General features: G+C 40.9%; 25 protein-coding genes. 16 read left to right on the top strand and 9 right to left on the bottom strand.

All coding sequences use genetic code 11. From position 1 onward, the window contains the following. Positions 1 to 74: 74 nt before the first annotated feature. The 13 genes from SD427_RS03405 (at position 75) to SD427_RS03345 (ending at position 14,426) form a co-directional block, all read left to right on the top strand. Complete coding sequence (locus SD427_RS03405) at positions 75 to 869, top strand: hypothetical protein (RefSeq protein ID WP_320559900.1); 795 nt, start codon at positions 75 to 77, stop codon at positions 867 to 869. Between the two features lie 242 nt (positions 870 to 1,111). Further along, the gene (locus tag SD427_RS03400; RefSeq protein WP_320559899.1) at positions 1,112 to 1,891 is read left to right on the top strand and encodes a hypothetical protein; all 780 of its coding nucleotides are present in this window, start codon (positions 1,112 to 1,114) and stop codon (positions 1,889 to 1,891) included. Between the two features lie 242 nt (positions 1,892 to 2,133). Beyond that, positions 2,134 to 2,913, top strand: coding sequence for a hypothetical protein (locus SD427_RS03395; protein WP_320559898.1), 780 nt, complete (start codon positions 2,134 to 2,136; stop codon positions 2,911 to 2,913). Positions 2,914 to 3,176: 263 nt separating this feature from the next. Further along, entirely contained in the window at positions 3,177 to 4,439 is a 1,263-nt protein-coding gene (locus SD427_RS03390; RefSeq protein WP_320559897.1) for a hypothetical protein, read from the top strand. Between the two features lie 13 nt (positions 4,440 to 4,452). Beyond that, entirely contained in the window at positions 4,453 to 5,817 is a 1,365-nt protein-coding gene (locus SD427_RS03385) for a hypothetical protein (protein ID WP_320559896.1), read from the top strand. 66 nt (positions 5,818 to 5,883) lie between these two features. After that, positions 5,884 to 7,221, top strand: a complete 1,338-nt coding sequence (locus SD427_RS03380; RefSeq protein WP_320559895.1) for a hypothetical protein — start codon at positions 5,884 to 5,886, stop codon at positions 7,219 to 7,221. Positions 7,222 to 7,276: 55 nt separating this feature from the next. Then, complete coding sequence (locus SD427_RS03375; RefSeq protein ID WP_320559894.1) at positions 7,277 to 8,620, top strand: T9SS C-terminal target domain-containing protein; 1,344 nt, start codon at positions 7,277 to 7,279, stop codon at positions 8,618 to 8,620. A 71-nt stretch (positions 8,621 to 8,691) separates the two neighbouring features. Further along, positions 8,692 to 10,038 carry a hypothetical protein gene (locus SD427_RS03370; protein ID WP_320559893.1) on the top strand — a complete coding sequence of 449 codons (1,347 nt, stop codon included), beginning with the start codon at positions 8,692 to 8,694 and terminating at the stop codon, positions 10,036 to 10,038. A gap of 67 nt (positions 10,039 to 10,105) precedes the next feature. Further along, on the top strand, positions 10,106 to 10,588 hold the full coding sequence (locus SD427_RS03365; protein WP_320559892.1) for a hypothetical protein: 483 nt from the start codon (positions 10,106 to 10,108) through the stop codon (positions 10,586 to 10,588). 39 nt (positions 10,589 to 10,627) lie between these two features. Further along, positions 10,628 to 11,080 carry a transposase gene (locus tag SD427_RS03360; protein WP_320559891.1) on the top strand — a complete coding sequence of 151 codons (453 nt, stop codon included), beginning with the start codon at positions 10,628 to 10,630 and terminating at the stop codon, positions 11,078 to 11,080. Continuing rightward, positions 11,067 to 11,384 (top strand): helix-turn-helix domain-containing protein, encoded by a 318-nt coding sequence (locus tag SD427_RS03355; RefSeq protein ID WP_320559890.1) that lies wholly within the window; start codon positions 11,067 to 11,069, stop codon positions 11,382 to 11,384. The genes SD427_RS03360 and SD427_RS03355 overlap by 14 nt, the downstream gene beginning before the upstream one ends. 549 nt (positions 11,385 to 11,933) lie before the next feature. Then, entirely contained in the window at positions 11,934 to 13,049 is a 1,116-nt protein-coding gene (locus SD427_RS03350; protein WP_320559889.1) for an alpha/beta hydrolase, read from the top strand. Between the two features lie 252 nt (positions 13,050 to 13,301). Next, positions 13,302 to 14,426: a catalase family protein gene (locus SD427_RS03345; RefSeq protein ID WP_320559888.1), complete on the top strand. Its 1,125-nt coding sequence runs from the start codon at positions 13,302 to 13,304 to the stop codon at positions 14,424 to 14,426. 252 nt (positions 14,427 to 14,678) lie between these two features. Here the strand turns inward: SD427_RS03345 and SD427_RS03340 are convergent, their stop codons facing one another. Together SD427_RS03340 and SD427_RS03335 are read right to left on the bottom strand one after the other, a co-directional pair. Continuing rightward, positions 14,679 to 15,020: a T9SS type A sorting domain-containing protein gene (locus SD427_RS03340; RefSeq protein ID WP_320559887.1), complete on the bottom strand. Its 342-nt coding sequence runs from the start codon at positions 15,018 to 15,020 to the stop codon at positions 14,679 to 14,681. A 379-nt stretch (positions 15,021 to 15,399) separates the two neighbouring features. Next, positions 15,400 to 15,555 carry a hypothetical protein gene (locus SD427_RS03335; RefSeq protein WP_320559886.1) on the bottom strand — a complete coding sequence of 52 codons (156 nt, stop codon included), beginning with the start codon at positions 15,553 to 15,555 and terminating at the stop codon, positions 15,400 to 15,402. Between the two features lie 657 nt (positions 15,556 to 16,212). Here SD427_RS03335 and SD427_RS03330 point away from each other — a divergent pair. Both SD427_RS03330 and SD427_RS03325 read left to right on the top strand, forming a co-directional pair. Then, on the top strand, positions 16,213 to 18,957 hold the full coding sequence (locus SD427_RS03330; RefSeq protein WP_320559885.1) for a PAS domain-containing protein: 2,745 nt from the start codon (positions 16,213 to 16,215) through the stop codon (positions 18,955 to 18,957). A gap of 79 nt (positions 18,958 to 19,036) precedes the next feature. Then, a complete protein-coding gene (locus tag SD427_RS03325; protein ID WP_320559884.1) occupies positions 19,037 to 19,399 on the top strand; it encodes a response regulator transcription factor in 363 nt (120 codons plus the stop codon). A gap of 29 nt (positions 19,400 to 19,428) precedes the next feature. Here the strand turns inward: SD427_RS03325 and SD427_RS03320 are convergent, their stop codons facing one another. The 6 genes from SD427_RS03320 to SD427_RS03295 form a co-directional block, all read right to left on the bottom strand. Next, positions 19,429 to 19,791 carry a response regulator gene (locus SD427_RS03320; protein WP_320559883.1) on the bottom strand — a complete coding sequence of 121 codons (363 nt, stop codon included), beginning with the start codon at positions 19,789 to 19,791 and terminating at the stop codon, positions 19,429 to 19,431. A gap of 256 nt (positions 19,792 to 20,047) precedes the next feature. After that, the gene (locus SD427_RS03315; RefSeq protein ID WP_320559882.1) at positions 20,048 to 20,533 is read right to left on the bottom strand and encodes a YcxB family protein; all 486 of its coding nucleotides are present in this window, start codon (positions 20,531 to 20,533) and stop codon (positions 20,048 to 20,050) included. A 420-nt stretch (positions 20,534 to 20,953) separates the two neighbouring features. Next, positions 20,954 to 21,862: an NmrA family NAD(P)-binding protein gene (locus SD427_RS03310; protein WP_320559881.1), complete on the bottom strand. Its 909-nt coding sequence runs from the start codon at positions 21,860 to 21,862 to the stop codon at positions 20,954 to 20,956. A 38-nt stretch (positions 21,863 to 21,900) separates the two neighbouring features. Beyond that, positions 21,901 to 22,647 (bottom strand): NAD(P)-binding domain-containing protein, encoded by a 747-nt coding sequence (locus SD427_RS03305; protein WP_320559880.1) that lies wholly within the window; start codon positions 22,645 to 22,647, stop codon positions 21,901 to 21,903. Positions 22,648 to 22,680: 33 nt separating this feature from the next. Beyond that, positions 22,681 to 23,991, bottom strand: a complete 1,311-nt coding sequence (locus SD427_RS03300; protein WP_320561011.1) for an NtaA/DmoA family FMN-dependent monooxygenase — start codon at positions 23,989 to 23,991, stop codon at positions 22,681 to 22,683. A 39-nt stretch (positions 23,992 to 24,030) separates the two neighbouring features. Then, positions 24,031 to 24,732 carry a nitroreductase gene (locus tag SD427_RS03295; protein WP_320559879.1) on the bottom strand — a complete coding sequence of 234 codons (702 nt, stop codon included), beginning with the start codon at positions 24,730 to 24,732 and terminating at the stop codon, positions 24,031 to 24,033. A 25-nt stretch (positions 24,733 to 24,757) separates the two neighbouring features. On the opposite strand from SD427_RS03295, the gene SD427_RS03290 reads away from it, so the two are divergent. Then, entirely contained in the window at positions 24,758 to 25,207 is a 450-nt protein-coding gene (locus tag SD427_RS03290; protein WP_320559878.1) for a helix-turn-helix domain-containing protein, read from the top strand. Between the two features lie 295 nt (positions 25,208 to 25,502). Here SD427_RS03290 and SD427_RS03285 read toward each other — a convergent pair whose 3' ends face one another. Further along, positions 25,503 to 25,634 carry a winged helix-turn-helix transcriptional regulator gene (locus tag SD427_RS03285; protein WP_320559877.1) on the bottom strand — a complete coding sequence of 44 codons (132 nt, stop codon included), beginning with the start codon at positions 25,632 to 25,634 and terminating at the stop codon, positions 25,503 to 25,505.

Below are 25,634 nucleotides of genomic sequence, written 5' to 3'. Positions count from 1 at the left end.
AAGACTACAGTGAAAAAAATAAAATTATCTGCATTTAATTTAATAAAGATAAATCCTATCTAAAATTTTAAAAAATGAAAATAAAATTATCTGTTACAGCTATTCTGTCCTGTTCCGTCTTAGCCTATTCCCAAGTGGGCATCAATACCCAGACCCCGAGGGCAACCCTTGATGTAATTGCTAAAAATACCAACGGCACGACGCCTGAAGGGTTTATTCCTCCCAGGCTTACAGGCAACCAGGTCCAGGCTGCGGATGCGCAGTACGGAGTTAACCAGAGGGGAGCGATCATCTATATCACGGCACCTGTTACTTCATCAAGCACCAAGACGGCAAACATTACCTCGGAAGGATATTATTATTTCAACGGAAGTTTATGGCAAAACATGGGTATTTCATCTGCCCCTTCTTTGATTCTTCCAAATTATGCAAATAGCGGGGAAGGAATTACCCTTAACTCTTCTAATTGGTCTGGGTGGAATTATACGGGAACATCTATCACCTTACCGCCTAACAGCAGATATGTGGTAAGAGTTATACAAAATTTCGATGGGACAACTACAAATCAAAGTCCTCCATCAAATACTTCTATCAGGATACTCAGCTCCTTTGCCGATGTTGCTACAGCCTCATCACTTACCGCTTCTCCTGATATAGTAGGAACATACTTTATTAGCGGAATATGGGGACCTTCAACTATTCATGGCCATTTAGTGGGAGATATTTTAATTAACAATACGTCATCCATCCCTAAAACCTACTATTATTATGCTGGGTTAGCAACTACGGTAAATGGATTTAATATGACAATACGCAGGTTTGGAGGTATAAATGAACTTGATACGATCTATGCTTTTCGTGTTAATTAACAGTCAATTATATACGGTTTACGAAATCCTGCCTGATTAATTTCCCAATCCTATCCGATGATAATCAACAAGTGTAATATCTAAAAATATCCTGATGAATATTTTACAAACGGTTTTTATACTTCCCTAACTGTAACACAAATTTCTTATATCAATTGTTTCCGGCATAGCTGCTTTTGCCGGAAGCTCTCAATAACTACAAAGCGGAAAATCATTATCTAACTGTAAAAACCCTTACAATTATGAAAAAAACCTTATTTGCTGCAGCAGCCCTGATTTCTTCAGCAGCAGTATATTCCCAAGTGGGCATCAATACCCAGACCCCGAGGGCAACCCTTGATGTAATTGCTAAGAATACCAACGGCACAACGCCTGAAGGGCTCATCCCTCCCAGGCTTACCGGCAACCAGGTCCAGGCTGCCGATGCGCAGTACGGAGCCAACCAGAGGGGAGCGATCATCTATGTCACGGCACCTGTTACTACTTCAAGCACCAAGACGGCAAACGTTACCTCGGAAGGATATTATTATTTCAACGGAAGCTTATGGCAGAATATCAGTGCTTCTTCAGCGCCTTCTATGATTTTGGCTGATTATGCAAATAGCGGGGACGGAATTACCCTTAACTCTTCTAACTGGACCAACTGGAATTATACAGGTGCATCCATTACATTACCGGCCAACAGCAGATACGTGGTAACAGTGGTAAACCTTCTTACAAGAGGTGGTTTCATGCCTGCAGGCCAGTCTATTGAAATAATCGGATCATTTTCAGACAGCGCTACAGCATTTGCAACTTCTCCTGACATAGTTCGGGGAAGTCAGATCAGAGGAGCATATGCACCTGTAACTTTTTCCGCTAAAATGGAAGGAAGTACTATTCTCAATAATACGTCTGCCAACCCCAAAACCTATTATTATTTTGCCGGATCAGCGATTGTACAGGGTTATACGGGTACACTTAACAATCTTGGCGGCAGGTATTGGGCTGCTGATAACATGTATGCCGTACGGGTCAATTAGCTTTAGATTATCCGGAACAGCAAATGTAATTTCCCAATCTGATGATAATCAACAAGTGTAAGTATCTGAAAATATCCTGATGAATATTTTACAACCGGTTTTTATACTTCTTTAATTGCAACACAAATTTCCTATATCAACGGCTTCCGGCATTCACCGCTTTTACCGGAAGCTTTCAATAAACTACAAAGCGGAAAATAAGTATATAAATTATTATTCACTGAAATAGAAATCTTATGATCATGAAAAAAAACTTATCAGCTGCAGTTGTTATTATGTTTTCAGTTGCCGTATATTCCCAGGTCGGTATCAATACCCAGACCCCAAGGGCAACCCTGGATGTGACCGCTAAAAATACCAACGGCACTACGCCCGAAGGATTCATCCCTCCCAGGCTTACCGGCAACCAGGTCCAGGCTGCGGATGTGCAGTATGGTGCTGGACAAGCAGGTGCTATCGTCTATATTACGGCTCCTGTTACTTCTCCAAGCACTAAAACGGCAAACATTATCGCAGAGGGATATTATTATTTCAACGGAAGCCTATGGCAGAATTTCAGTGGTTCATCCACCCCTTCTCTGATTTTTGCTAACTATGCCAATAGCGGACAAGGGATTACCCTTAACTCTTCGAACTGGAACAACTGGAATTATACAGGGGCATCCATTACATTACCTGCTAAAAGCAGATACAATGTAAGAGTTGCCCATACTATGGGATTTGGACTTATGCCAGCGGATCAGTCCATCAGGTTAATTGTTTCTTTTGCAGACAGTGCTACAGCATCATTCACAATTTCGACTGATCTGATGGAAGTAAGACAGATTCCCGGAACACGGGGACCGGCAACAATTTCTGGTATAATAAGCGGAAACTTCATCATTAACAATACGTCTGCCAACCCTAAAACCTATTATTATTTTGTAGGCTCAGCAACAGCTCAGGGTTATACGGGGACAATCAACAATTTTGGAGGTAGAGCTTGGGCCACAGACACCATTAATGCGATAAGAATAGATTAAATTTTAGGTACATAAACTTAACACAAAACATTACCTATATTATTTTCAGGTAATGATAAACAGAATGTAAATATCCAATATCCGGAAATCCTGATTATGGTTTCCAAGCATCATTTATACTCTGCCTAACTGCAACACAAATTTCCTATATCAACGGCTTCCGGCATTCACCGCTTTTACCGGAAGCTTTCAATAAACCTGAAGCGGAAAACAGACATATCAATTGTAATCACTATCTATCTAACTGTAAAACTTTTACAATCATGAAAAAGAACTTATCTGCTGCAGTGGCCCTGATGTTTTCAGCTGCTGTCTATTCCCAGGTGGGAATCAATACCCAGACCCCGAGGGCAACCCTCGATGTAATTGCCAAAAACACCAACGGAACGACTGCTGAAGGCATGATCGCACCCAGGCTTACCGGTAACCAGATTCAGTCTGCGGATGCTTTGTATGGTGCCGATCAAAGAGGAGCCATCGTCTACATCACGTCACCCGTTACTTCTTCAAGTACCAAAACGGCAAACATTACCTCGGAAGGGTATTATTATTTCAACGGAAGCTTATGGCAGAACATGGGCATAAGCGGTTCCCCCGCTACGACATGGACCTTAAGCGGAAATTCCGGGACAAATCCTGCTGCTAATTTTATCGGGACCACAGGCTCAGGCGAGCATATGGTTTTCAAGACAGCCGGGAGAAGATCCGGCCTGATCATGGATGGTGCTTCCGGAGCCTCCAATACGGCATTTGGCTGGAACGCCCTTAATCTTGATGCCAATAACTATACTTCTTCCTCTGTTAATTACAATACCGCATTTGGAGCACGGGCATTAGGCAGCAATACAGGACAGGGTAATACGGCAGTAGGTACATATGCTGCCAAAGATTTAACCAGTGGACAATCCAATACAGCAATAGGCTATGCCAGCTTAAGCACATCAACTATAGGCTCTTACAATGTTTCCATAGGGGTCTCAAATCTTTTAGCAAGTACGGTAGGGCAGCAAAATACATCAATTGGGAGCTTTGCCGGAAATACGCTTACTACCGGAAGCCGTAATATTATTATAGGCAGTGAACAAAACGTAGTTTCCGCCACCGGAAGCAACCAGCTTAATATCGGCGGTGCCATCTTCGGCACAGGGCTCAGCGGAAGCGTGACAGCACCTGCCGGCAATATAGGAATCGGCACCAATTCACCGGCAAGCAAGCTGGAGGTCAACGGGTCTGCCACCAACACTTCTTCCTTTGATGCAGGAAGCAGCACGATCATAGATTTCAGCAGAAGCAACCTGGCATTCACCTCTGCTTCAGCAGGGAACTTCACGCTTCAGAACATCAAGGACGGGGGCAGTTATACCTTGAGCGTCAGAGGGGCTGTTTCCGGGACTTCTGTTTTCACGGCAACAGGCTTTACCTTTAAATATGTAAATAACAACCCGACTGTAGCAAATACCGATACATTGTACAGCTTTGTGGCAATAGGTTCCATCGTCTATGTATATTGTGTAAGAGGACTGTAAATACAAGAAAGAAATGAACAGTAACACTTTGGTAAAAGCAGGGCTTCTTGCCCTGCTGTTTACTGCATTCTCAAAAATCAATGCACAGTTTCCGGGTACTTCCATAGTGCCTCTCAAGGAAATGAAAATGAGAAATGTTTTCGGAGGCACAAGTTATGACGGAATGGCATCAGTTACCCAAACATCGGACGGTGGTTATATTACAGCCGGTGATGCCCGATCCAGTAACGGAGATGTAACAATCAATCAAGGAGGAAATAGTGACTTTTGGGTCACTAAGTACGATAAAAGAGGAAGATTGATATGGCAGAAAACTTATGGAGGGACAGGAGACGATACTGCACGCTCAATAATCCAGACTGCAGACGGCGGCTATGCTGTAGCTGGGGATAGCTCTTCAAATAACGGAAATGCATCCGGAAATCATGGCTCGTCTGATATGTGGATTATTAAGATCAGCAGCTCAGGAGCGCTTCAATGGCAGAGAAGTTTAGGAGGATCGAATTTAGATAATGCTTTTTCTATTGTCCAGAGCACCGACGGCGGCTATGCAGTTGCAGGACGTACTGAATCCAATGATGGGAATGTCTCAGGATACCATGGAGGAGTTGATCTTTGGGTAGTGAAACTCAGCAGTACGGGAACACTCCAATGGCAAAAAACTTTTGGAGGAACAGACGGAGAAGTTGCAAACTCAATTATTACTACTGCTGATGGTGGCTATACTATTGCAGGATATACAAGATCAAATGATGGGGATGCATCCGGAAACCATGGATTAAATGATTTCTGGATCATTAAGATTAACAGTGCCGGAACACTTCAATGGCAGAGAACCTATGGGGGAACAAATGCTGAGATCGCCAACTCATTATTTGCTACTGTCGATGGCGGCTATGCTCTTGCAGGATATACCCGATCAAATAATGGTGATGTATCGGGTAATCATGGAAACATAGATATCTGGGTAATTAAGATTAGTAATACCGGAGTCCTCCAATGGCAGAAAACTTTCGGAGGTATAGGGAATGATCAAGCCGAATCCATTATACAAACTACTGATGGCGGCTATGCGGTAGCAGGGACTACTTCATCAATTGATGGAGATATCTCCGGAAACCATGGATCACAAGATGGGTGGATCATTAAAATTAGCAGCTCAGGAATTTTGGAGTGGCAAAAAGCTTTGGGAGGAACAGATACTGATTCTGCTTATTCTATAATCCAGTCTGCCAATAGTACTTATGTAGTAGCAGGAGGTTCATCATCAACGGATGGAGATATCGTGGGGCCGGCCAACGGTTTGACAGATGCTTTCATCCTTAATTTGGACACCAATGGCAATATTGTACGTTTCTATGATGATGTTACCCTGTAAGCGGACAATCTTTTTTCACAATTGTCAAGAAAAAATTCATAAGACATAGTTATAATCAGAGATCATATGTTAGAAAAAATAAAGTTTTTTATCCTGTTTCTTGGGTTTCTCACCATAAAAGCACAGTTTCCGGGAACGGCTGTAATGCCTATTAAAGAAAAGAGAAATATTTTTGGTGGAAGCGGCTCTGAAATTGACAACTCGATGGTCCGCACTACTGACGGCGGATATGCCCTTGCCGGCCGGACCCTCTCAAACGACGGAGATGTATCCGGAAATCATGGAGGTACTGATTTCTGGATCGTTAAATTCAGCAGTCACGGGAATGTAGAATGGAAAAAAACATTTGGAGGGTCATCTAATGACAGTCCCGGCACCATCATCCAGACTGCTGATGGCGGATACGCAATAATAGGGACTTCGCTTTCAAACGACGGAGATGTATCCGGGAATCACGGAAGTGCTGACATTTGGCTTATTAAGTTAAACAGTTCAGGAATACTTCAATGGCAGAAAACTTTTGGAGGAACAAAAGAGGAAACTGGCAGCTCAATTATTCAGACTAGTGATGGAGGCTACACTTTGGCTGGACATACAAATTCAAATAATGGAGACGTAACCGTGAATCAGGGAAATTTTGACTTTTGGGTTATAAAGGTCACCAGCACGGGCATACTGCAATGGCAGAAAACCTTTGGAGGAACCGGTATTGAATATTTAAATTCATTTATTCAAACTTCTGATGGCAGCTATATCATGGCCGGAAATACTTCATCAAACGACGGCAATGTATCCGGAAATCATGGAATTGTTGATTTTTGGGTTGTTAAAATCAACAGTACCGGAACACTACAATGGCAAAGAGCTTTTGGAGGCACAAAAGGTGATGTTGCCAATTCTATTGTCCAGACTGGTGATGGCGGATATACTTTAGCAGGACATACTGAATCCAATGATGGAAACGTATCGGGAAATCATGGAAGTGTTGATATATGGGTTATTAAGCTTAACAGTGCAGGAACACTGCAATGGCAGAAAACCTTCGGAGGTACAGGAAGTGATTTTGGACAATCTATAATCCAGACCACTGACGGCGGATATGCTGTAATTGGCTTTACCCAGTCAATTGATGGAGATGTATCCGCAAATCATGGAAGTTCTGATATATGGGTTACTAAACTAAATAGTACAGGAATATTACAGTGGCAAAAAGCATTGGGCGGGACAGCTTATGACGAGGGTTTTACAATTATACAGACTCCAACCGGCTATCTTGTTGCAGGGAGAAGCAGCTCAAATGACGGAGATATAGCCGGTCCTGTAAATGGTTCCTCTGATTTTTTAGTACTTAGGCTTGATACTAATGGTAATAGTATTAAATTATATGATGATATAGCACTGTAAACGGATACTTATTTTCACAATTGTCACTAAAGTCTATAATCATAATCAAAATCATATGTTAGAAAAAATAAAGTTTTTTATCCTGTTTTTTATAGGGCTTCTCCCCATAGCGGCACAACTACCGGGCACTGCTTTAATGCCTCTTAAAGAAGTAAAGAATATTTACGGAGGTGCACAGAGTGATCAGGCTAATGCTGTTGCTAAAACTTCTGATGGCGGCTATATTATCGCTGGATACACAGAATCAAATAATGGGGATATCTCCGGCAATCATGGTGGGCAGGATTGTTTGGTATTAAAATTTAATAGTTCAGGTATTTTGCAATGGCAAAAGACATTAGGTGGTACATCTAGTGATAGGGCTAATTCAATCTTACAAACCAGCGATGGCGGTTATATTATCGCTGGAGATACACAATCAAATAATGGAGATGCATCCGGAAATCACGGAGGTTACGATTGCTGGATCATCAAACTTGACAGTACAGGAAATATACAGTGGCAAAAAATGTTGGGTGGAACAAACGATGAGTATACAAATTCAATTATTCAGACTACTGATGGCGGTTATGCTATTGCCGGATATACAAGATCAGATGACGGAGATGTATCTGGGCGAAAAGGCAGTTACGATTTTTGGATAGTAAAACTCAACAGTACAGGATTATTACAATGGCAGAAAACCTTGGGAGGAACAAGTGACGACAGAGCTACTTCTATCATACAAACTGCTGATGGCGGATATGCAGTTGTAGGCTCTATTACATCAAATGACGGGGATGTTTCAGGGTTTCACGGAGGTGTTGATGGCTGGATTGTCAAGCTTACCGGCACTGGTACTCTTCAATGGCAAAAAGCCTTGGGAGGGACATTAGGTGAAAATATTAACTCCATTATTCGGACAAATGACGGTGGATATGCAGTAGCGGGATTCGCACGTTCAAATGATGGAGATGCCTCTGGCAATCATGGATATGATGATTTCTGGGTCATTAAGCTTACAAATACCGGAACCATACAATGGCAAAAACAATTAGGCGGAACTGTACTGGACCGTGCGAATGCTATTATTCAGACTAGTGACAGCGGGTATCTGGTAGCCGGATATACCCGATCTAACAACGGTGATATCTTTGGAAACCACGGCACTGATGATTTCTGGGTGGTAAAACTAACCGCCGCGGGATATTTACAATCCTTTAAATTATTGGGAGGTACTAGTGTAGATATAGCCAATGCAATTACTAAAATTAATAATGGCAATTATGTGGTAACTGGTTATACTTATTCTGTTGATGGAGATATTACAGGGCAGAATAATGGTACTGCAGACATCTTAATGTTTGAACTTGACATGAATGGCAACATTATGTATTTCTATGACGATACGGCACCATAAACAGACAATATGTTTGCTATCAGTCGTTAACAATATAAATTCTTATCAGGCGTAATCATAAGTAAAATTATATGTTAAGAAAAACAAATTTTTTCATCCTGCTTTTCCTGGGGCTTCTGTCGGTATCAGGGCAATTTCCGGGAACTCCTGCAATTCCTCTTAAAGAAACGAGGAATATTTTCGGGGGGACGGGTTCTGAATTTAACAACTCGATGGTCAGCACCGCTGACGGCGGATATGTCCTTGCCGGACGGACCCAGTCAAACGACGGCGATGTATCCGGAAATCACGGAATCGCTGATTTCTGGATTGTTAAATTCAGCAGTCACGGAAGTATAGAATGGAAAAAAACATTTGGGGGGTCAGATAATGATGCTGTCGGCAACATTATCCAGACTGCTGATGGCGGGTATGCCGTAACAGGGTCTACCCAGTCAAACGATGGAGATGTATCCGGGAACCATGGAACTGCTACCAATGATATCTGGGTCATCAAGCTTAGCAGTACGGGAACACTGCAATGGCAGAAAACTTTTGGCGGTACAAATAATGATTATGGCAAAGTTATCATCCAGACTTCTGACGGCGGATATATATTAGGAGGAGAAACAAATTCAATTAACGGAGATGTAACCGGATTTCAGGGAAATTTTGACTTCTGGGTTGTAAAGATCAGCAGCACCGGCGTACTGCAATGGCAGAAAACTTTAGGAGGAACCGGGACTGAATATTTATATTCACTTATCCAGACTTCTGAAGGCGGCTACATCATGACCGGACAAGCTTCGTCAAATAACGGAGATGTATCCGGAAACCATGGAGCGGTTGACTTGTGGGTTGCTAAAATCAGCAGTACGGGAACGCTGCAGTGGCAGAAAACTTTTGGCGGGACAAATAGTGAATATGGCCAAGTTATCATCCAGACTTCTGACGGTGGGTATACTATAGCAGGATATACACAGTCAAACGACGGAGATGTATCCGGAAACCATGGGGGCACTGATTATTGGGTTATCAAGCTTAACAGCGCAGGAACACTGCAATGGCAGAAAGCTTTCGGAGGCACAGGCAATGATGCTGGGCGTTCCATGATCCGGACTGCCGATGGCGGATATGTGGTAGCCGGAAATACCCAATCCAATGATGGGGATATTTCCGGAAACCATGGCAGTTCTGACTTTTGGGTCTTGAAGCTCAGCAGCAATGGGACGCTGGAGTGGCAGAAAACATTGGGCGGAACATCCAGTGATGTGGCCTACGCGGTAATCCCGGGGGAAAACGGTTATATAGTTTCCGGGACAAGCACTTCAAACGATGGTGATGTCGCAGGACCGACTGTCGGCGCGGGAGGTTTTTTAATCCTGAAACTGGATACCAACGGCAATAATGTACGCCTTTATGATGACATAACACCGTAAAAAATAATCTGCTTCATAGCCCCCGATAAAGATAAATTTCCACAACCATAATAATGACTAAAACAATATGCTCAAAAAAATAAAGCTTTTATGTTTCTTCCTGCCGGGCTTCCCGGCAATGGCGCAATTTTCCGGCCAGGCTTCTGCAATACCCGGCAAAGAAATGCAGTTGAGGAATATTTTTACAGGTTCAGAGTATAATCATGCAGCTCCTGCCATACAGACTTCGGACGGCGGTTATGTGATGGCCGGAACTGCCCGGTCAGGAAACGGAAATGGATCAGGAGCATGTGGAAAAGCCGACCTCTGGATCATAAAATTCAGCAGCACGAAAATACTGCAGTGGCAGAAAACTTTTGATGGAACAGGCATCTGCGGGGTCAAATCAGTACGGCAGACTGCTGATGAAAATTATGTGATAGAAGTAAGTAAACACCCGGATAACCGGAATACCAAAGGACCGTTTAAGGCCGCATCAGCCTTTTTAATCTTAAAAACTGATGCCGGCGGCAATGCTGTGGATCTCCATGATGCCCATATGACGCCTTAATTTCCTGTAAAACATAATAATTATAAAAAATTATATTTTATGAACTTCAAATATATCCATATTGGAAGCACGATAAAAAAAAGAGTTGGTGAAAGCAGAATTGAATTACCGCGGATCTGCACCTTTATGAAATGTTCTGAAGAAGAAGTGCTGGAAATGTATTCTTCCGAAGACTTAAGCGCCGGGACTCTCCTGAGATGGAGCAAACTCCTGGAATATGATTTTTTCCGTATTTACACACAGCATTTAATTCTCTATTCACCGCCATCCAACGCAGACAGGCAGATCCCGTCTGTTATAAAAACGAAGCTGCCCGTATTCCGTAAAAATATCTACAGCAAAGAAATCATAGACTTTATCCTTGACCTTATCAGGACAGGAAGCAAAACAAAAACTGAAATCGTCCAGGAATACCGTATTCCCAAAACTACGCTCTATAAATGGATCAGTAAAAATATCACCGAAAATACTCCAGAAGATGAAAACACCTGACTACCAAAAAATTTATCATGACATGATCCGCCTGAAATATCCTGAAAAAGCGGTCTTATGCAATCGTATTTTACAGAAAAGCCAGCTTGGATTACTGGACCTTATTCACCTAAACACTATCATCAGCGGAGGTGGAGATAAAGAGGTTATAAAAGATAACCAAAAGCTTAAGTCTTATAATAAACAGGCGGTTTTACAGATTTTGGACTACCAAAAAAAACATAAGCTGAATAATTCTCAATTGGGAAAGCATTTTAATCTCAGCCGTAATACTGTAGCTAAATGGAAGAAATTTTATATATAAATTAATTTACAGTAAATCTGTGCGCCCAGCATTTTATTTTCTGAGATCAACTTATCAGCAATAGAATATTAATATTCAAAATACCCGCACTGCTGTTTAATAAACTCAGATCTCAATTAATATTTTATGCTTTTGCAGGTAATTTATACATATACAAAATAAATTTACATTTTTTACCTTCCGCCAGGATTCAGATCAATAAAATAAACATCAAACCTTTTTATCATTTCCATTCAGATTTATCAAAATCCTATAAAAAATCGCCATCCTCCAAAGACCTCGCTTTAGTAACATCTCTTCCCGATTTTCACAGGGATTTTCCTGTACTGCTTCAATAATCTTAGAATCAATAACAGATAAGTTAAACCCCTTTTTTAGCAAGAACATCGTTATAACAAAAGCAAATTAGAACCCATTTTTATAATATTATTATTGGATAATTACAGCGTATTCATTGTTTAAACAGTAAGTTTAACTGATGAATTATAATCCGTTTTATAAAATATGTGGCATATTATTGGATAACTTTTTTCCACATACATTATTAATATGAAAAACAAAATTATCCAAAGGTCAATAGCAATATGTGCTTTGGCAATGGCAGTATCCTGCTCAAAAACAAACGAATCTGTAAAATCCACAGGAGCCGAAAAAGGGGATTCTGCAAATGCAGCGATGGTTAAACCTACGGGTAATGCTCCAGATTGGGGAAAATCAATCAAACCTGAAATGCAGGCTGTCATTGAGAAGCTGGCCAGCTATGGGGATAAACCTATTGAAACGCTTACGCCTGAAGAGGCCAGGAAAAACCATACGCCTACCGATGCTGTTATGGATCTGGTTAAAGAAAACAAGATTACCATGCCTGCTCCTAAGGTTGACACAACAGGAACAGATATCGCTGTAACCGGTAGTAAAATTCATCTGCGTATGTACACGCCGAAATCCGGCAACGGACCTTTCCCTGTTATTGTATACTACCATGGCGGAGGATTCGTGATTGCAGATCTTGACGTTTACAATGCATCTGCACAGGGACTTGCTGAACAAACAGGATCTGTGGTGGTATCCGTTGCTTACCGTCTTGCACCTGAAAATAAATTCCCAACAGCCCATAATGATGCTTTTGAAGCATATCAATGGGTCGTTAAAAATGCAGCATCCATTAAAGGCGATCCCAAAAGAATTGCTGTTGCGGGAGAAAGTGCCGGCGGGAACCTGGCTGCCAATGTATCCATTATGGCAAGAGACAAAAAAATCACCTTACCTGTACACCAGCTTCTTGTATATCCTATTGCACAATCAGATATGAATACAAAATCATATACACAGTACGCAGCTGCAAAACCATTGAACAAACCCATGATGGCCTGGTTCACGAAACATTACCTGAACAGTATGGATGAGGCGAAAGATCCGAGAATTTCTCTGGTTAATGCAAATCTTAAAGGCCTTCCGCCTACGACCATAATCACTGCACAAATTGATCCGCTGAACGAAGACGGGAAAATGCTGGCAGACAAGCTTGCGGCAGCGGGTGTTAAAGTAGACAGCAAAAATTATGATGGCGTAACGCATGAATTTTTCGGAATGGCAGTTATTGTACCCCAGGCAAAAGAAGCACAGGCATATGCCGCTGAACAGTTGAAAGCAGCATTTAAATAATTCTTCCTATACACCTGAAATCATTATATAACCACATCAAATCCCCGTATTATAAAGTTGGGGATTTGTTTTTTTACGTTTATAAATAAAGTCTTTATCATAGAATTTTAAGATCCCGTATCCGGCATTTTTTAGCAGGTCAATACATTTTTAATAATAAAACATCTTATTCAATTATCATTTACATGCTAAACAGGAAATGGATTTTCAAATTTTATTATCCGCTTGAACCAATTATAATAATACAATCTTATGAATCATCAAGATAAAAATAACAGCAATAAATATATAAAGTATTCTGAAGGAATCGAGGTTATCCAGCCCAATGAAGAAGAAGACAGCCGGGCCGTTGTAGAATCTATGGCAAGGGTCAATAAGATCATGTTTGAAAGATACCGCCATGCCGTGCGTGACGCTCATGCAAAAAACCATGGCATCCTTCGCGGAGAGCTTAAAATATACGACAATCTGCCGGAACATCTGGCCCAGGGTATTTTTAAAGAGCCCCGTAAATTCCCGGTTATTATACGTTTCTCTACTGCCCCCGGTATGATAGAACCGGATAAAAAATCTTCCCAACGCGGCATGGCAATTAAAATAATCGGCATCGAAGGAGAAAAATTCCTGCCGGAGGAGAAAGATGCCCTTACACAGGATTTCCTGCTGGTAAACTATCCGGTTATCCCTACAGGAACCGTTAAGGATTATCTTGACCAACAGAAAAAAGTTGAGGAATACATCAATACCCCGGACCTTTTCCAGAGTATTCAGGGAGCGATGGTAGTAGCGGGGAGAAAAATTAATAACCTGCTCGGAAAAGAAGATGACCCTAACCATTTCAGCATACCGGGATCCCATATTTTAGGTGACCGGTATTTCAGCATGGCTGCGATCCGGTATGGTGATTATATTGCTAAAATTTCCATCGCCCCGAAATCCGAAAACGTAGCGGCTCTCCATGGAAAAGATATGGATGAAGAACTCATAAAAAAAGAACCGGAAAGTTTCCTTACGACTATTGTAAAGAACTTTTTCGAAAACCAGACCGCAGTTTACGAGCTATCCGCTCAACTATGTACGGATTTGGAAAAGATGCCTGTGGAAGACGGCTCAGTGCAGTGGATGGAAGAAGACAGTCCCTATCAGGGAATTGCGAGCCTTACCATACATCCGCAAAATACTTTTAGCCCTGAGCGGAGAGTATACGGCGATGATGTTTTAAGTTTCAACCCTTTTCATTGCCTGCCTGAACACAGGCCGCTTGGCAATATCATGCGGGTAAGAAAGCTGGCATATGAGACTTCATCAAAATACCGCCACCTGATGAATGCAGCTCCCCGGACAGAGCCCAGAAGCATTGAAGAGCTTCCGGATTAGAGTTTTGAATTAAACCAGATATCCTGACCGGGGTTCAGGATATCTGGTTTAATATTAATGGATTGTACAGAGCGAAATATAATCTAACCTGCCATACAGATATGGATTAGCATTGCAGCTGATATTAAAATATGTTGGAAAGATGGTGCTTCGAGACCCTGATTTCCCAGGGCTTTCGGGGCTTTTGACCGCTTTTTGAGATTATTTTTATAGCTTAAAATGTTCTGACAGGTTATGAGACTGCGATCTTTGCTACTTAACAGTCATCTTAAAGATTTTTAGCTTCTCCCTGTTTTCAGAGGTCACTTCCAGCAGGTAGTTCCCGATGGCCAGCGTGCCCTGTAAATTAAAGTGACTGGTTTTTTTCTTCTCAAAAGGAGCCTGATAAACTAATTTTCCGGACATATCGAATACGGAAAGACCGGCCTTCTGTTTTTCCAGAATACTTCCTGAAACAGCAAAATTACCATTGTTAGGATTGTCATACAGCTGCAGGTCTCTGTTTTTAATTGTGTCATCAGAAGTTGACAATTCACGGTTTGAGCTGAATTTAGCAATAAAGCCGAAAGGTGATGACGGATAAGGGTTGGTCATATTCGGGTAGGCAGTACCATTGGTCCCTATTCCGGCAGGCGATCCTGTAAGGCCCCATAAGATAAGTGCGCCGTTGCTTAAGAATTTCGCATTGATATATTCTCCAAAATAATTGCTGCCGGCACTGCCATAATAGGAAGCCCACTGCCTGTTTCCGTTATTTCAAAGCACCTGTTGTAAGCACTATTTTTATTTGGTAATTATTAACTCTGCATTTTTATGCCCTTTAATTTTAATAAATTTATCATTGCTGTTATGTCCCCTAAAATTTAAGTCATACAAAGCTTTTTCTCTATTTTCAATTTGCCGCAAATATTCAGATTATTGGAGATATTTACGAATGCTAAATAAAATATCGTTTTCTGAGGGTATATTTAATTTATTCAGTGTTCATTTTGGCCATGTATTCTGCTACAAAATCATAATAACTGTCATAATGATCCATATTTGATAAGTCTATTTCAAGCAATTCTCCAGGACTGACTTTTTTATCAGGAATTAAAATAAACTGATCACCACTTTCATCGATTTTCAAATTTTCAATCGATTCAATTACCACTTACCCATCAATGACGGCAAAATAAACTTTATCTACCGGCATACCCCATTCACTTTTATGAAATCCAAGAAAAGTTGACAATTTAAGTTCATTAACAAGCTTTACAAAATCATATTCAGTGTAGTCTTGGAGATTAGTTAAATAAGACCTTAAAACTTTAAAAACAAAATAACTGAACTCATCGCTTTTTAATGCAATAATTAGTAAATCATTTTTATTAAGTGAGGGATTGCTTTTGGAATTTTCGTTTCAGTACTTTTAGTTATGATAAGTGATATATTTTGATCCATATAATTAAATTTAGTTGATCGTTCTGTTATATGAACCTTTTTAGCAATCTCACAACATCCACATTTGTGAAAAGTATAAATCTGAAATTGTAAAGGCTTTTCATCGTTTTTTGAGATTATTTTTTAAAAGATAAATCTTTTTTCAACAGTTCAATTTTTAATTAATTAGTTTTAAAAATTACTACTGAACAGCATAGTCATTAGTCTATTGGTTCTAAAACTAAGTATTTAAAATCTCGTTTATTACTATATACTTTAAATGTTTACATTTGTACCAGATTTCTAATGCTAAGGCAATTAACCTTAGTACGCTATCACTTAAAATTTATCTCTATTTCAATACATGATTAGATTTTTTTCTGCTTTGGGTACTGAAGCACTTCTTGAAATCCTCAAACAATCCAGTGATGCAACAGCTATCTATACCGGGTCGGATATTACCATTCAATTGGCTAATGATGCGATGCTGGTCATCTGGGGGAAAGACCAGTCTGTTCTGGGCAAACCCATCGAAGAGGCTTTGCCTGAATTGAAAGAACAGCCTTTTTTACAGCTTTTAAAAGAGGTATGGCAAAATGGGGAGACATATGAAGCAAAGGACACGGCCGCCACCTTGGAGATCAATGGTGAGATGGTCACCTCGTATTTTGACTTTATCTACAGGCCTATTTTAGATAAAGAAGGTAAGGTGTATTGCATCCTGCATACAACAGTGGATGTCACTGAAAGGGTAAAAGCCTGGAAGCTGGTGCGTGAAAAAGAGGAACACGAACAGCAAATCAATGAGGAACTGGCTGCAACCAATGAAGAATACCAGGCGACCAATGAGGAACTGAATGATACAAACAACCGTCTGAACAAGGTTTTTCAAAAACTAGAATATACCGAAAACCGAATGCAGGAACTGGTAAGAACAACCCCGGTGGGGCTTGCTTTACTGAAAGGCAGTGATATGCTGATTGAAACCGCCAATCCTGAAATGCTGACCATTTGGGGATATACTGAAACAACATTACTGGGAAAACCACTATTGGAAATTTTCCCTATGCTCAGGGGCCAGATCTTTTCTAACCAACTTGATCTTGTTTATTCTTCCGGGCAGGCGATCTCCATCAGAGAAATAGTTTTTGATGCTTATGTGGTGAATCATAAGGAAAGCAAATATATCGATATCAGCTTACAGCCTCTGCTCGATGCAAATCATCAGGTTGATGCTGTAATGGCCACGGTAATGGATGTTACGGAAAAAGTAACCGCAAGGAAAGAACTGGAGGCGCGCGAGCTTAAATTACAGGAATATACCGAAGAGCTCATTGCGCTCACTGAAGAAATACAGACCAGCAATGAGGAATTGGGTGCATTGAATGAAGAGTATTCAGCCACCAATGATCAGCTGGATTTAGCTAATCAGCAAATCCATCTACTGAACGATCAGCTCCGGAAAGAAAATACGAATCTTCTTTTTGACAATAAGGGATTCCGGGATGACATTATTGATCTGGATAACTCTAACAAATTTCTGGAAGACAGGAACAGTGATCTGGTGAAGTTGAACAATACCATTCTCAAACTGAACGACCAGCTTTCCGACAGCGAAACAAGTTTCAGCAATCTTATTTCCCAGGCTCCCGTAGCAATGATGCTGGTTAAGGGGGATGACTTCGTTGTGGCTATGATAAACAAATCGATGCTCGAACTTATCGGCAAAGACGCCTCTATTATCGGAAAGCCTTTGTTCAAAGAGCTCCCTGAACTTAGAGGGCAGCATGCAGCCAATATGCTGATCGAGACATACGAAAAAGGTACAGCGCATATAGACTACTCTAATCCGGTAATGCTCAATCGTGGCGGGAAATTGGACAACGGCTTCTTTAATTTCACCTATACGCCTTTTATAGAAAACGGTAAGGTGACCGGTGTCATCGATATGGCGATGGAGGTAACCCCGCATGTCCTGGCCATCCAACAGAAAGAAGATACCATTAAAGAAAAAATCGCACTTGAAGAGACACTGAGAAACAGCGAACAGCGCTTACACGGCATTTTGGAAACGATGGCTGAAGGCGTCGGAGTAACGGATGCAAGTGGCCAGTTGATCTATGCCAACCCAATGGCGCAGCAGATCCTGGGACTGAGCGAAAGTACCATTAAAGACAGAACCTATGATGACCCGCAATGGCAGAATTTAAGGCTCGACGGCTCTCCGCTACCCTCAGAGGAACATCCGATGTCAATCATGTTTTCGACCGGACAACCTGTTTTCGATTACGAGATCGGTGTTCAACCTCCTGACAGAGAGCGCTTTTATATCTCAATCAATGCGGCACCGATATTTGACATTGAAGGTAAACTGTCTGGGGGGATCGGAACTTTTATGGACGTTACAACGCGCCGAATGATCACTCAGGGCAAAGATGATTTCATCAGTATTGCAAGCCACGAACTGAAAACTCCGGTAACTGCCTTGAAAGCTACTATACAGCTTCTTCAGCGTTCTCATGAAAAACTTACGACAGAATCCCGGGGAAGACTTTTGGAACAGGCCAACAAAAGTTTAGAGAAATTATCACGCTTGATCTCTGATCTCCTGGATACCAGCAGGATAGAACAGGGACATTTAAGGCTTGACAAAAAACCGTTTGCTCTTTCAGAATTATTTAATGACTGCTATTCCAATTTAGCGGATGGCACAAAGCAGGAACTTATCTTCGAAGGAGACACCGATGAGAGCGTTAATGCTGACAACCAGCAGATCGGCCAGGTTATGAGCAATTTCATCACCAATGCCATCAAGTATGCTCCGGATTCAGAAAAGATCATCGTTAGGGCTGAAAAACTGAACGGCACAGAAATAAGGATCAGCGTAAAAGATAACGGACCGGGAATTCCAAAGGAAAAATTGACGCACCTCTTTGAACGCTATTACAGAACCAATTATGAGGGCCAAAAGTTTACAGGTCTTGGCCTTGGACTTTACATCAGTGCAGATATCATTAAAAATCATGGCGGAAAGGTTGGTGTTGAAAGCAAGCTGGGAAAAGGCAGTGAGTTTTGGTTCACACTTCCCATCGAGAAAGGTGACAAATAAAATGGATTCTGAAACCAAATAAGTACATACATAATTGAATCAGAACCAAATAATGGTTCTGATTTTGCTTAGCAAAGACATGAGAAAAATCTTTTTAGTTGAGGATGACGAGGCGATAAGGGAAGTTATGGAGCTATTTTTAACTTCCGAGAATTATCTAGTGCAATCATTTGGAAATGTACAGGATTTTAAAGCAAGAGATACAAGTATTATTCCTGACCTTTATCTGTTTGATGTAATGTTGCCGGATGGTTCAGGCATTGATCTTTGCAAACAGATCAAAAACAATGAGGACAATGATGGCGTACCCGTTATTATTATGAGCGCACATGCTAAATTGAGTCAATTCAGTATTCTCTGTGAGCCTGATGACTTTATTACAAAACCATTTGACATTGATAATTTACTTTTAAGAATTAATAAGATTATTAATCAAAAATAATATAAAGAATTATTAGAGTCTTAAATAACTTACGAAACTAACTTACTGATCAGTTTAGTGAAATCATCTATATTAAAAGGTTTGCTTATATAATGATTCTCGCCTGCTTCAATGGCTGCTTTATCACTTTCATAACTCGCCGAAAACGCTATTATTGGCAATTCTTTATTCTTAGAATCTACGCGGATTATTTTTATTATACCACCACCACATAGTACAGGCATCCACATGTCCACGAGCAGAATATCCGGATTATTCTCATTAATTTTATTTATAAGATTAGTACTGTCAATTTCTTTGATCACTATATATCCTTCAAATTCTAAAAGGAACTCCGATATATTTAAATTATCGTGATCATCATCACAAATCATAACTTTTTTATTTTTCATTTGATTAAAATTAAAAATGAATATTCTTGTGGAAAGTTAATATTAAACAATACCTTCAGTTTGTCTTTTTAAATAGTGAACCATCGTTTTTTGAGATCCGGCAATAATGAGTATTACGTTTCGGGGCTAAAACAAGTGGCAGACTTTCGGGGAAAGCTTTTTCTGTAGAATGCAAACGAAGTTATGGAAAATAAGGATTCAACTTCCTAAAATACAGTTTTTTATTAACTGTAGCACGCAGATGTGTTTGTCCTCATTATTTTATAGTTTTTACTGATCCTAAAATTTCTTGAATCTGCTTTATCTGCTCCACCGATAGCTTTTTTTTAGGAATTAAAATCGCAGATAAATTGTTTTGATAGACGAGAAACCAATTTTTCTTTTCAACAATCTTATAGATTTTCGGCCAGAGAATTTCCATGTAGAAGGACTCGCCTCTGATTTTTATCTTGTCTTCGGTTAAATCCATATCCAGCGTTTCCCTTAAATGATTGCTTGAGTAATAATTTCTCAGAATGGTGGTAAATATCACGACCGGCTGAATCACAGCAATTAAAAGTAAAGTGATATACTGATAAATTAAAGGTTCCGGAAGATTTAAAATATTCAAGTGGTAAAGCACAATCCAAAGCACCATTAACAACGCGAAGCAGACAAGGAATATCATCATGGGCTTTGAATAGGTTAAGCTGAATAATATTTTTAAATATTGCCGGATGGTCACTTTTGCTTTTAACTTCATTCTATCGTTTTCTGAGATTATAGACGTTTAAACTATTGTAATTGATACTTGAATGTAATATATTAAAAATGTTTGATTTAACGCATTGAAAATGCAAAATCCCAAATTTAATCCGGGATTTGAAACATATTCTATGAGAACTGTTTTTCAGGCGCTGGCTTATTATATTATGATTTCCTGAAGTTTTAGGAGGGCTGTTATCCCTGTCATTTCCTGCAGGCTTACCTGTTTTGGCTCGATAGGTTCATATAACCTGTTTTCAGTTAATTACTTTAAAAAAATTAGTAGAACTTGAAGTTATAAATGTCCAGCAGAAAAAGCAGCAGGTATAAATGCCGTAAATAACCATAAATTAATATTTCCTGAGACCAAGGAAAAATGCTCACAGGCAGATTACTATTGCCTGTGAGCGAAATATATCTAACTATTTTCGTTAGCCGAAACTATCAACAACTCTTTATTTTCGGTTAAAAACTCTTCTACAGTTTTTGCGGGTCTGCCCAGGATATATGGAATGTCATTCTGAACCATTGACATGTATGACATTCTGCCATCCAGCATCTGTCTAACAAATTCAATATTAGCGCCTGCATACCATTTATCAGCACCGCTGGATATCCAGTCTTCAATCAGTTCCTTAAACTCTTCAAGCCCTTTTTCCTCGCATTTGATCTCAAGTCCGGTAACTTTACTCATCAGTTGGGCGATTTCCTGACCATTATGACTTTCCACACTCAGCCAATAATCTATCCCTGCATGGCGTTCAGGACCATCTACAAGAACCTGTGCGGCCACTGCAGCAATATCACTTGCCGCGATATAACCGACCCTGCGGTCTTTCCAATAGGTGGTGTATGTCAAGTTTTTTGGAAGATAAGCACCTGTTAATGCCTCCATAAACATATTAGGGTGAAGATGTGTCCAGGCAATACCGCTCGCTTCAATATATTTTTCAATCATCTGGTGCCATGCAAAGTGAGCATCCGTAGTATCCCATTCAGCAAAAACTCCTACATGTACAATATGTCTGACACCGGCTTTTTTAGCGGCGTCCACCAAAGTTTTACTTTGGGTAAGCATACCGACAGTATAGCCGGTCAGCAGAAAAACGCGGTCTACACCTGCAAGTACAAGAGCAAACGTTTGCGGATCGTCAAGGTCAAGAAACCTGCAGTCTTTCCCTTCACTGCAGAGTTTCTTTACTTCCTCCTGTTTACGGGAAGTGATCCGGATGTTAACAGGTTTGCCTTCAAGATCTCTTACCACTTGTTTTCCGATTGTTCCGCTGGCTCCTAAAACAAGGACCGTGGGATTCTGATTATTTTTCATTCACTTTTTTTAGAATTTTTATTCGTAATGCTTAGGAATTAGTTACTTTTTCCTTTCTGATGTATGCGGTTGCCTGATAAAATTTCTTCATATGAAGGCCAGCTGTCCTTACTTCTCAGATTGTCCATGATAAAATCCCTTATTGCAGGTGCTTTTCCTTTTTCAGCGTCAGCCAATGCCTGTTTTAATTCTTCCTTATTCAATTCAGTACAATAGGCCGGAGTTCCGGGCTGTTGTCTCCAGGATTCAGCCAATGTGCCACCATCAACGTTATCAAAACCTGTAATATCTACTATTTGAGCAACAATCTTCTTATGTTCCTCGTTATCGCCCGCTACAGAAATAGCTATTCTCCCTTCGGTACCGGCTGTTGTGCCTTTGTGTTTCAAGGTACCTTCCAGAATATTGTTGAACACTTTAGTCAGCGGTCGATTTAGTATACCTGAAATATATTCGCTTTCTGTGATTTCCTTCAGCTCAGCGATGTTGCCATCTCTGAAAGGATAATAATTTGATGTATCCATCACCACCACATCCTGAGGCACCTCTTTTAGTAAGTCCTTTGGCAGGTCTTTGTACGCATTGAAGGGCATTGAGAAGATGACAGCATCAACATCTTTCACTACATCCCGGAGGGTTGCAGCACCTGCGCCTAAAGCGGCGGCAATTTTTTCCAGTTCAGGCATTGACCTGGTGTTGGTTACTTTTACATGATGCCCGGCTTCAGATAATCTCTCTGCTAAAATGCTTCCTATGGCACCTGTTCCAACAATTCCTATTTTCATATTCTTAAATTTTATAATTAATAATTTTCTGTTTTAAACCCGTGGGTCAATTCCATATTGTTCAGGGGCACCGATATGTTCCCTTAATGTTGTACCTTCATAGTCTTGGTGAAAAAGTCCACGCTGCTGTAAAATCGGAACTACTTCATCTACGAAAGCATCAACTCCGTCATCCAGTATATCGGGAGAGATCCAAAAACCATCGCAGGCCCCGGCCTCAAACCAAGCCTGCATATGGTCTGCAGCCTCAATTCCAGGTCCCACGATGGAGGGATGGTAATCAATAATTCCATGTGCAATAATGTCCTTCAGACTCCAGCCTTCCTTTGCAATTTTGAGGGCGTTGGCAGACCGTGGATCGTACGGCGAAGGGCGTGCGGTTTCCAATTGTGCAGGTGAAAGAGGTTTATTCAGATCATTCCGGTCCAGTCCTATGCCCAGCATCTGCTGAAGGTAAGTTACCCGCTGTGGAATAAGATGGCCCATCAACTGCAGCCTGCGGTCCAGTGCTGTGCGACGGTCTTTAACAATGGTGGTCATCATCCCTGCGATAAACTTAATCTCATCAGGATCACGGCCGTATTTTTTTGCCGCTTCACGAAATGCGTTGCGCTGCCGCATGCCGTCTTCAATGGTGAAGGCTGCACCTATAACGACATTCGCAAAACGGCCCGCCAACTCATGGGCATTGGGGCTTCCACCGGCGTGAAAGACAACAGGCTGTCCCTGTTCAGATGGCGGAATATACAGCGTACCCCTTGCATTTATATAATTGCCTTTTAAACTGACTGTAGCAATCTCATCATGCTTTGCAAATTGGCCGGTCTGCTGGTTATGTACCCATGCATCTTTTCCCCAGCTTCCCCAAAATGCCTGAACCAACTGCACCACTTCGTGTGCACGTCCATAGCGGTCCCTGCTGGACGGAATGGTTTGCCCATAAATTGCTGCCACATCATTACTGGTGGAAGTAATAGCGTTCCAACCCGCCCGCCCGTGGCTCATAATATCGAGTGCCTTAAACTGTTTAGCCAGTGTATAAAGCGCATTGAAAGTGGTAGAACCTGTGGCAACCAAACCAATCCGTTTGGTTTCCCTTGCCACTGCGGCCAAGGTCATCATCACATCGAGATTAAAGTTGGGCGCTTCGGTTTCAAGAAGAGAGGGGTTATCAGTGAAAGGGCCATCCGGTAGGAACATGAACTGAAACTTTCCTCGCTCTGCTGCCTGTGCGTGTCTAACGCGGGCGTCATAACTTGTGTAATCTGCCGGATCAACACCCGGCGCGCGCCATGCTCCCGGTTGGAAGCCATAACCATTGCCGGAAGTCAGGCCGATGATCATTTTTCTATCCTTGTTATCTTCCATTCTTAAACTAACTTATTATTGATGAAAAATGACATTGCTGCCAATCGGATCCCGTCCGAGCTTAAATGAATTACCCGGTGCGGTTGGATCGGCATACCCAAATGAAATTCCAAACAGCATTTTAAGCTCTTCAGGCACATTCAGGATTCCCCTTATCGTTTCCGCGAAAAAGCCCAGCGCTGTCTGCGGGATACCGGCAAGACCATGTGCTGTGAGTGATAAGAGAAATGTTTGACCATACATTCCTATATCGCCGCCCACACGCACATTATCGCCAAATGACGGCATAAAAGGTATCGCAAGGTACGGAGCATTAAAGAATTTGTAATTCAGATCAGAAACTTCTTTTCGTCCTTCCTGGTCTTCACGTTTTATCCCAAACCCTTCGTAATGAGTCTTAGCCAGGTTAAAGTAACGTTCTTTATAACGACCGTGATACTCATCCGTATCAAAGCTAAAATCCGGCGTAAATCTTTGTGCATTATTTTCTCTGAGTAAAGCTTCAGACAATTCTCTGAGTTTATCGCCTGAAATAATATGTGTTTCCCATGGCTGGGTATTACAATTGGACGGTGCCAGATGTGCATCTTCCAAAACGGAGGTGATAATGTCATTCGGTACCTTCGTCTCCAAAAAGCCGCGACAGGATTTTCTTAAACGTAATACCTCCTGGAATGTAAAGTTGCTTTGTTGCGTTTTTGATATGTCTGCTTCCATACTAAAGGATGATTTTTTTTTAATTATGATACAAAGTTCCGGAAAATATACTTTACTTTGTATAGTACTTTCCAAAAGGAAAGCACATTTTCTTATTCAGGATATTATTATGGCAGTAAAAAAAGGTTATAACGATTGCATCAGTACCATCAAACCGGTACGGGATTTTTTAGATGTAATGAGCGGAAAGTGGAAATTCCCTATTCTTGTGTCTATAGGAGTAGGCAATGACCGGTTTACGGATATACAGGAGAGTATTCCGGGCATCACTCCTAAGGTTCTTGCCAAAGAGTTAAAAGAGCTGGAGCAACATGAACTGGTTAAAAGAACCGTAATAGGTGATTACCCAGTAAAAATTACATACACTCGTGAGCCTTATGCAGATACTTTAACACCAATAATTTATGCAATGAAAGACTGGGGGATTAATCACCGGGAAAAAGTCTTTGGAGATAAAGAGAAGGAAAATAGCTAAAACAAAAAAATGAAAGCACTTACATTATTAATTTTCAATTCTCTTTATACTCTAGTTCTTAGAAAGGATACCTTACTATCATGCTGACAAATTAATATAAAATAAAAGCCTCTCGATTGAGAGGCTGAAAAACATAAATGATGAAAAAAAATTATTCAGAGCCTGTTTAGGAATGATAGCTTTGATTTCCCCATTCTTTTAAAGTATAAATCATGGAAGTTAAGGTCGCTGCGCATTCTTCAGATTTTCTATGATTTTTACATCATAACCGTCTGTAATTATTTGTTTAATAAGTTTATGCTTCTCGAAAATCTTTCAGTTCTTTATCTAAAACTTTCGGCGTAATGCCTCCAATCCCCTCCTGAATCTCCGTAAATCGCTCATTTCCTATACCCACTGAAATGATAACTGCCAGTTTCCATTCCAT

The sequence above is a fragment of the Chryseobacterium sp. JJR-5R genome (assembly GCF_034047335.1).
In the GTDB taxonomy this organism is placed as follows: Bacteria; Bacteroidota; Bacteroidia; order Flavobacteriales; family Weeksellaceae; genus Chryseobacterium.
The sequence above is the reverse complement of the archived record's forward strand: the minus strand, read 5'-3'. Positions and strand labels throughout refer to the sequence as shown.

Coding starts and splice junctions, on each gene's coding strand:
- SD427_RS03405 (WP_320559900.1), top strand. CDS start 75: ATGAAAATAAAATTATCTGTTACAGCTATTCTGTCCTGTTCCGTCTTA.
- SD427_RS03390 (WP_320559897.1), top strand. CDS start 3,177: ATGAAAAAGAACTTATCTGCTGCAGTGGCCCTGATGTTTTCAGCTGCT.
- SD427_RS03400 (WP_320559899.1), top strand. CDS start 1,112: ATGAAAAAAACCTTATTTGCTGCAGCAGCCCTGATTTCTTCAGCAGCA.
- SD427_RS03370 (WP_320559893.1), top strand. CDS start 8,692: ATGTTAAGAAAAACAAATTTTTTCATCCTGCTTTTCCTGGGGCTTCTG.
- SD427_RS03385 (WP_320559896.1), top strand. CDS start 4,453: ATGAACAGTAACACTTTGGTAAAAGCAGGGCTTCTTGCCCTGCTGTTT.
- SD427_RS03380 (WP_320559895.1), top strand. CDS start 5,884: ATGTTAGAAAAAATAAAGTTTTTTATCCTGTTTCTTGGGTTTCTCACC.
- SD427_RS03395 (WP_320559898.1), top strand. CDS start 2,134: ATGAAAAAAAACTTATCAGCTGCAGTTGTTATTATGTTTTCAGTTGCC.
- SD427_RS03345 (WP_320559888.1), top strand. CDS start 13,302: ATGAATCATCAAGATAAAAATAACAGCAATAAATATATAAAGTATTCT.
- SD427_RS03290 (WP_320559878.1), top strand. CDS start 24,758: ATGATACAAAGTTCCGGAAAATATACTTTACTTTGTATAGTACTTTCC.
- SD427_RS03330 (WP_320559885.1), top strand. CDS start 16,213: ATGATTAGATTTTTTTCTGCTTTGGGTACTGAAGCACTTCTTGAAATC.
- SD427_RS03300 (WP_320561011.1), bottom strand. CDS start 23,991: ATGATCATCGGCCTGACTTCCGGCAATGGTTATGGCTTCCAACCGGGA.
- SD427_RS03305 (WP_320559880.1), bottom strand. CDS start 22,647: ATGAAAATAGGAATTGTTGGAACAGGTGCCATAGGAAGCATTTTAGCA.
- SD427_RS03365 (WP_320559892.1), top strand. CDS start 10,106: ATGCTCAAAAAAATAAAGCTTTTATGTTTCTTCCTGCCGGGCTTCCCG.
- SD427_RS03350 (WP_320559889.1), top strand. CDS start 11,934: ATGAAAAACAAAATTATCCAAAGGTCAATAGCAATATGTGCTTTGGCA.
- SD427_RS03310 (WP_320559881.1), bottom strand. CDS start 21,862: ATGAAAAATAATCAGAATCCCACGGTCCTTGTTTTAGGAGCCAGCGGA.
- SD427_RS03320 (WP_320559883.1), bottom strand. CDS start 19,791: ATGAAAAATAAAAAAGTTATGATTTGTGATGATGATCACGATAATTTA.
- SD427_RS03340 (WP_320559887.1), bottom strand. CDS start 15,020: ATGACCAACCCTTATCCGTCATCACCTTTCGGCTTTATTGCTAAATTC.
- SD427_RS03360 (WP_320559891.1), top strand. CDS start 10,628: ATGAACTTCAAATATATCCATATTGGAAGCACGATAAAAAAAAGAGTT.
- SD427_RS03355 (WP_320559890.1), top strand. CDS start 11,067: ATGAAAACACCTGACTACCAAAAAATTTATCATGACATGATCCGCCTG.
- SD427_RS03375 (WP_320559894.1), top strand. CDS start 7,277: ATGTTAGAAAAAATAAAGTTTTTTATCCTGTTTTTTATAGGGCTTCTC.
- SD427_RS03315 (WP_320559882.1), bottom strand. CDS start 20,533: ATGAAGTTAAAAGCAAAAGTGACCATCCGGCAATATTTAAAAATATTA.
- SD427_RS03325 (WP_320559884.1), top strand. CDS start 19,037: ATGAGAAAAATCTTTTTAGTTGAGGATGACGAGGCGATAAGGGAAGTT.
- SD427_RS03285 (WP_320559877.1), bottom strand. CDS start 25,634: ATGGAATGGAAACTGGCAGTTATCATTTCAGTGGGTATAGGAAATGAG.
- SD427_RS03295 (WP_320559879.1), bottom strand. CDS start 24,732: ATGGAAGCAGACATATCAAAAACGCAACAAAGCAACTTTACATTCCAG.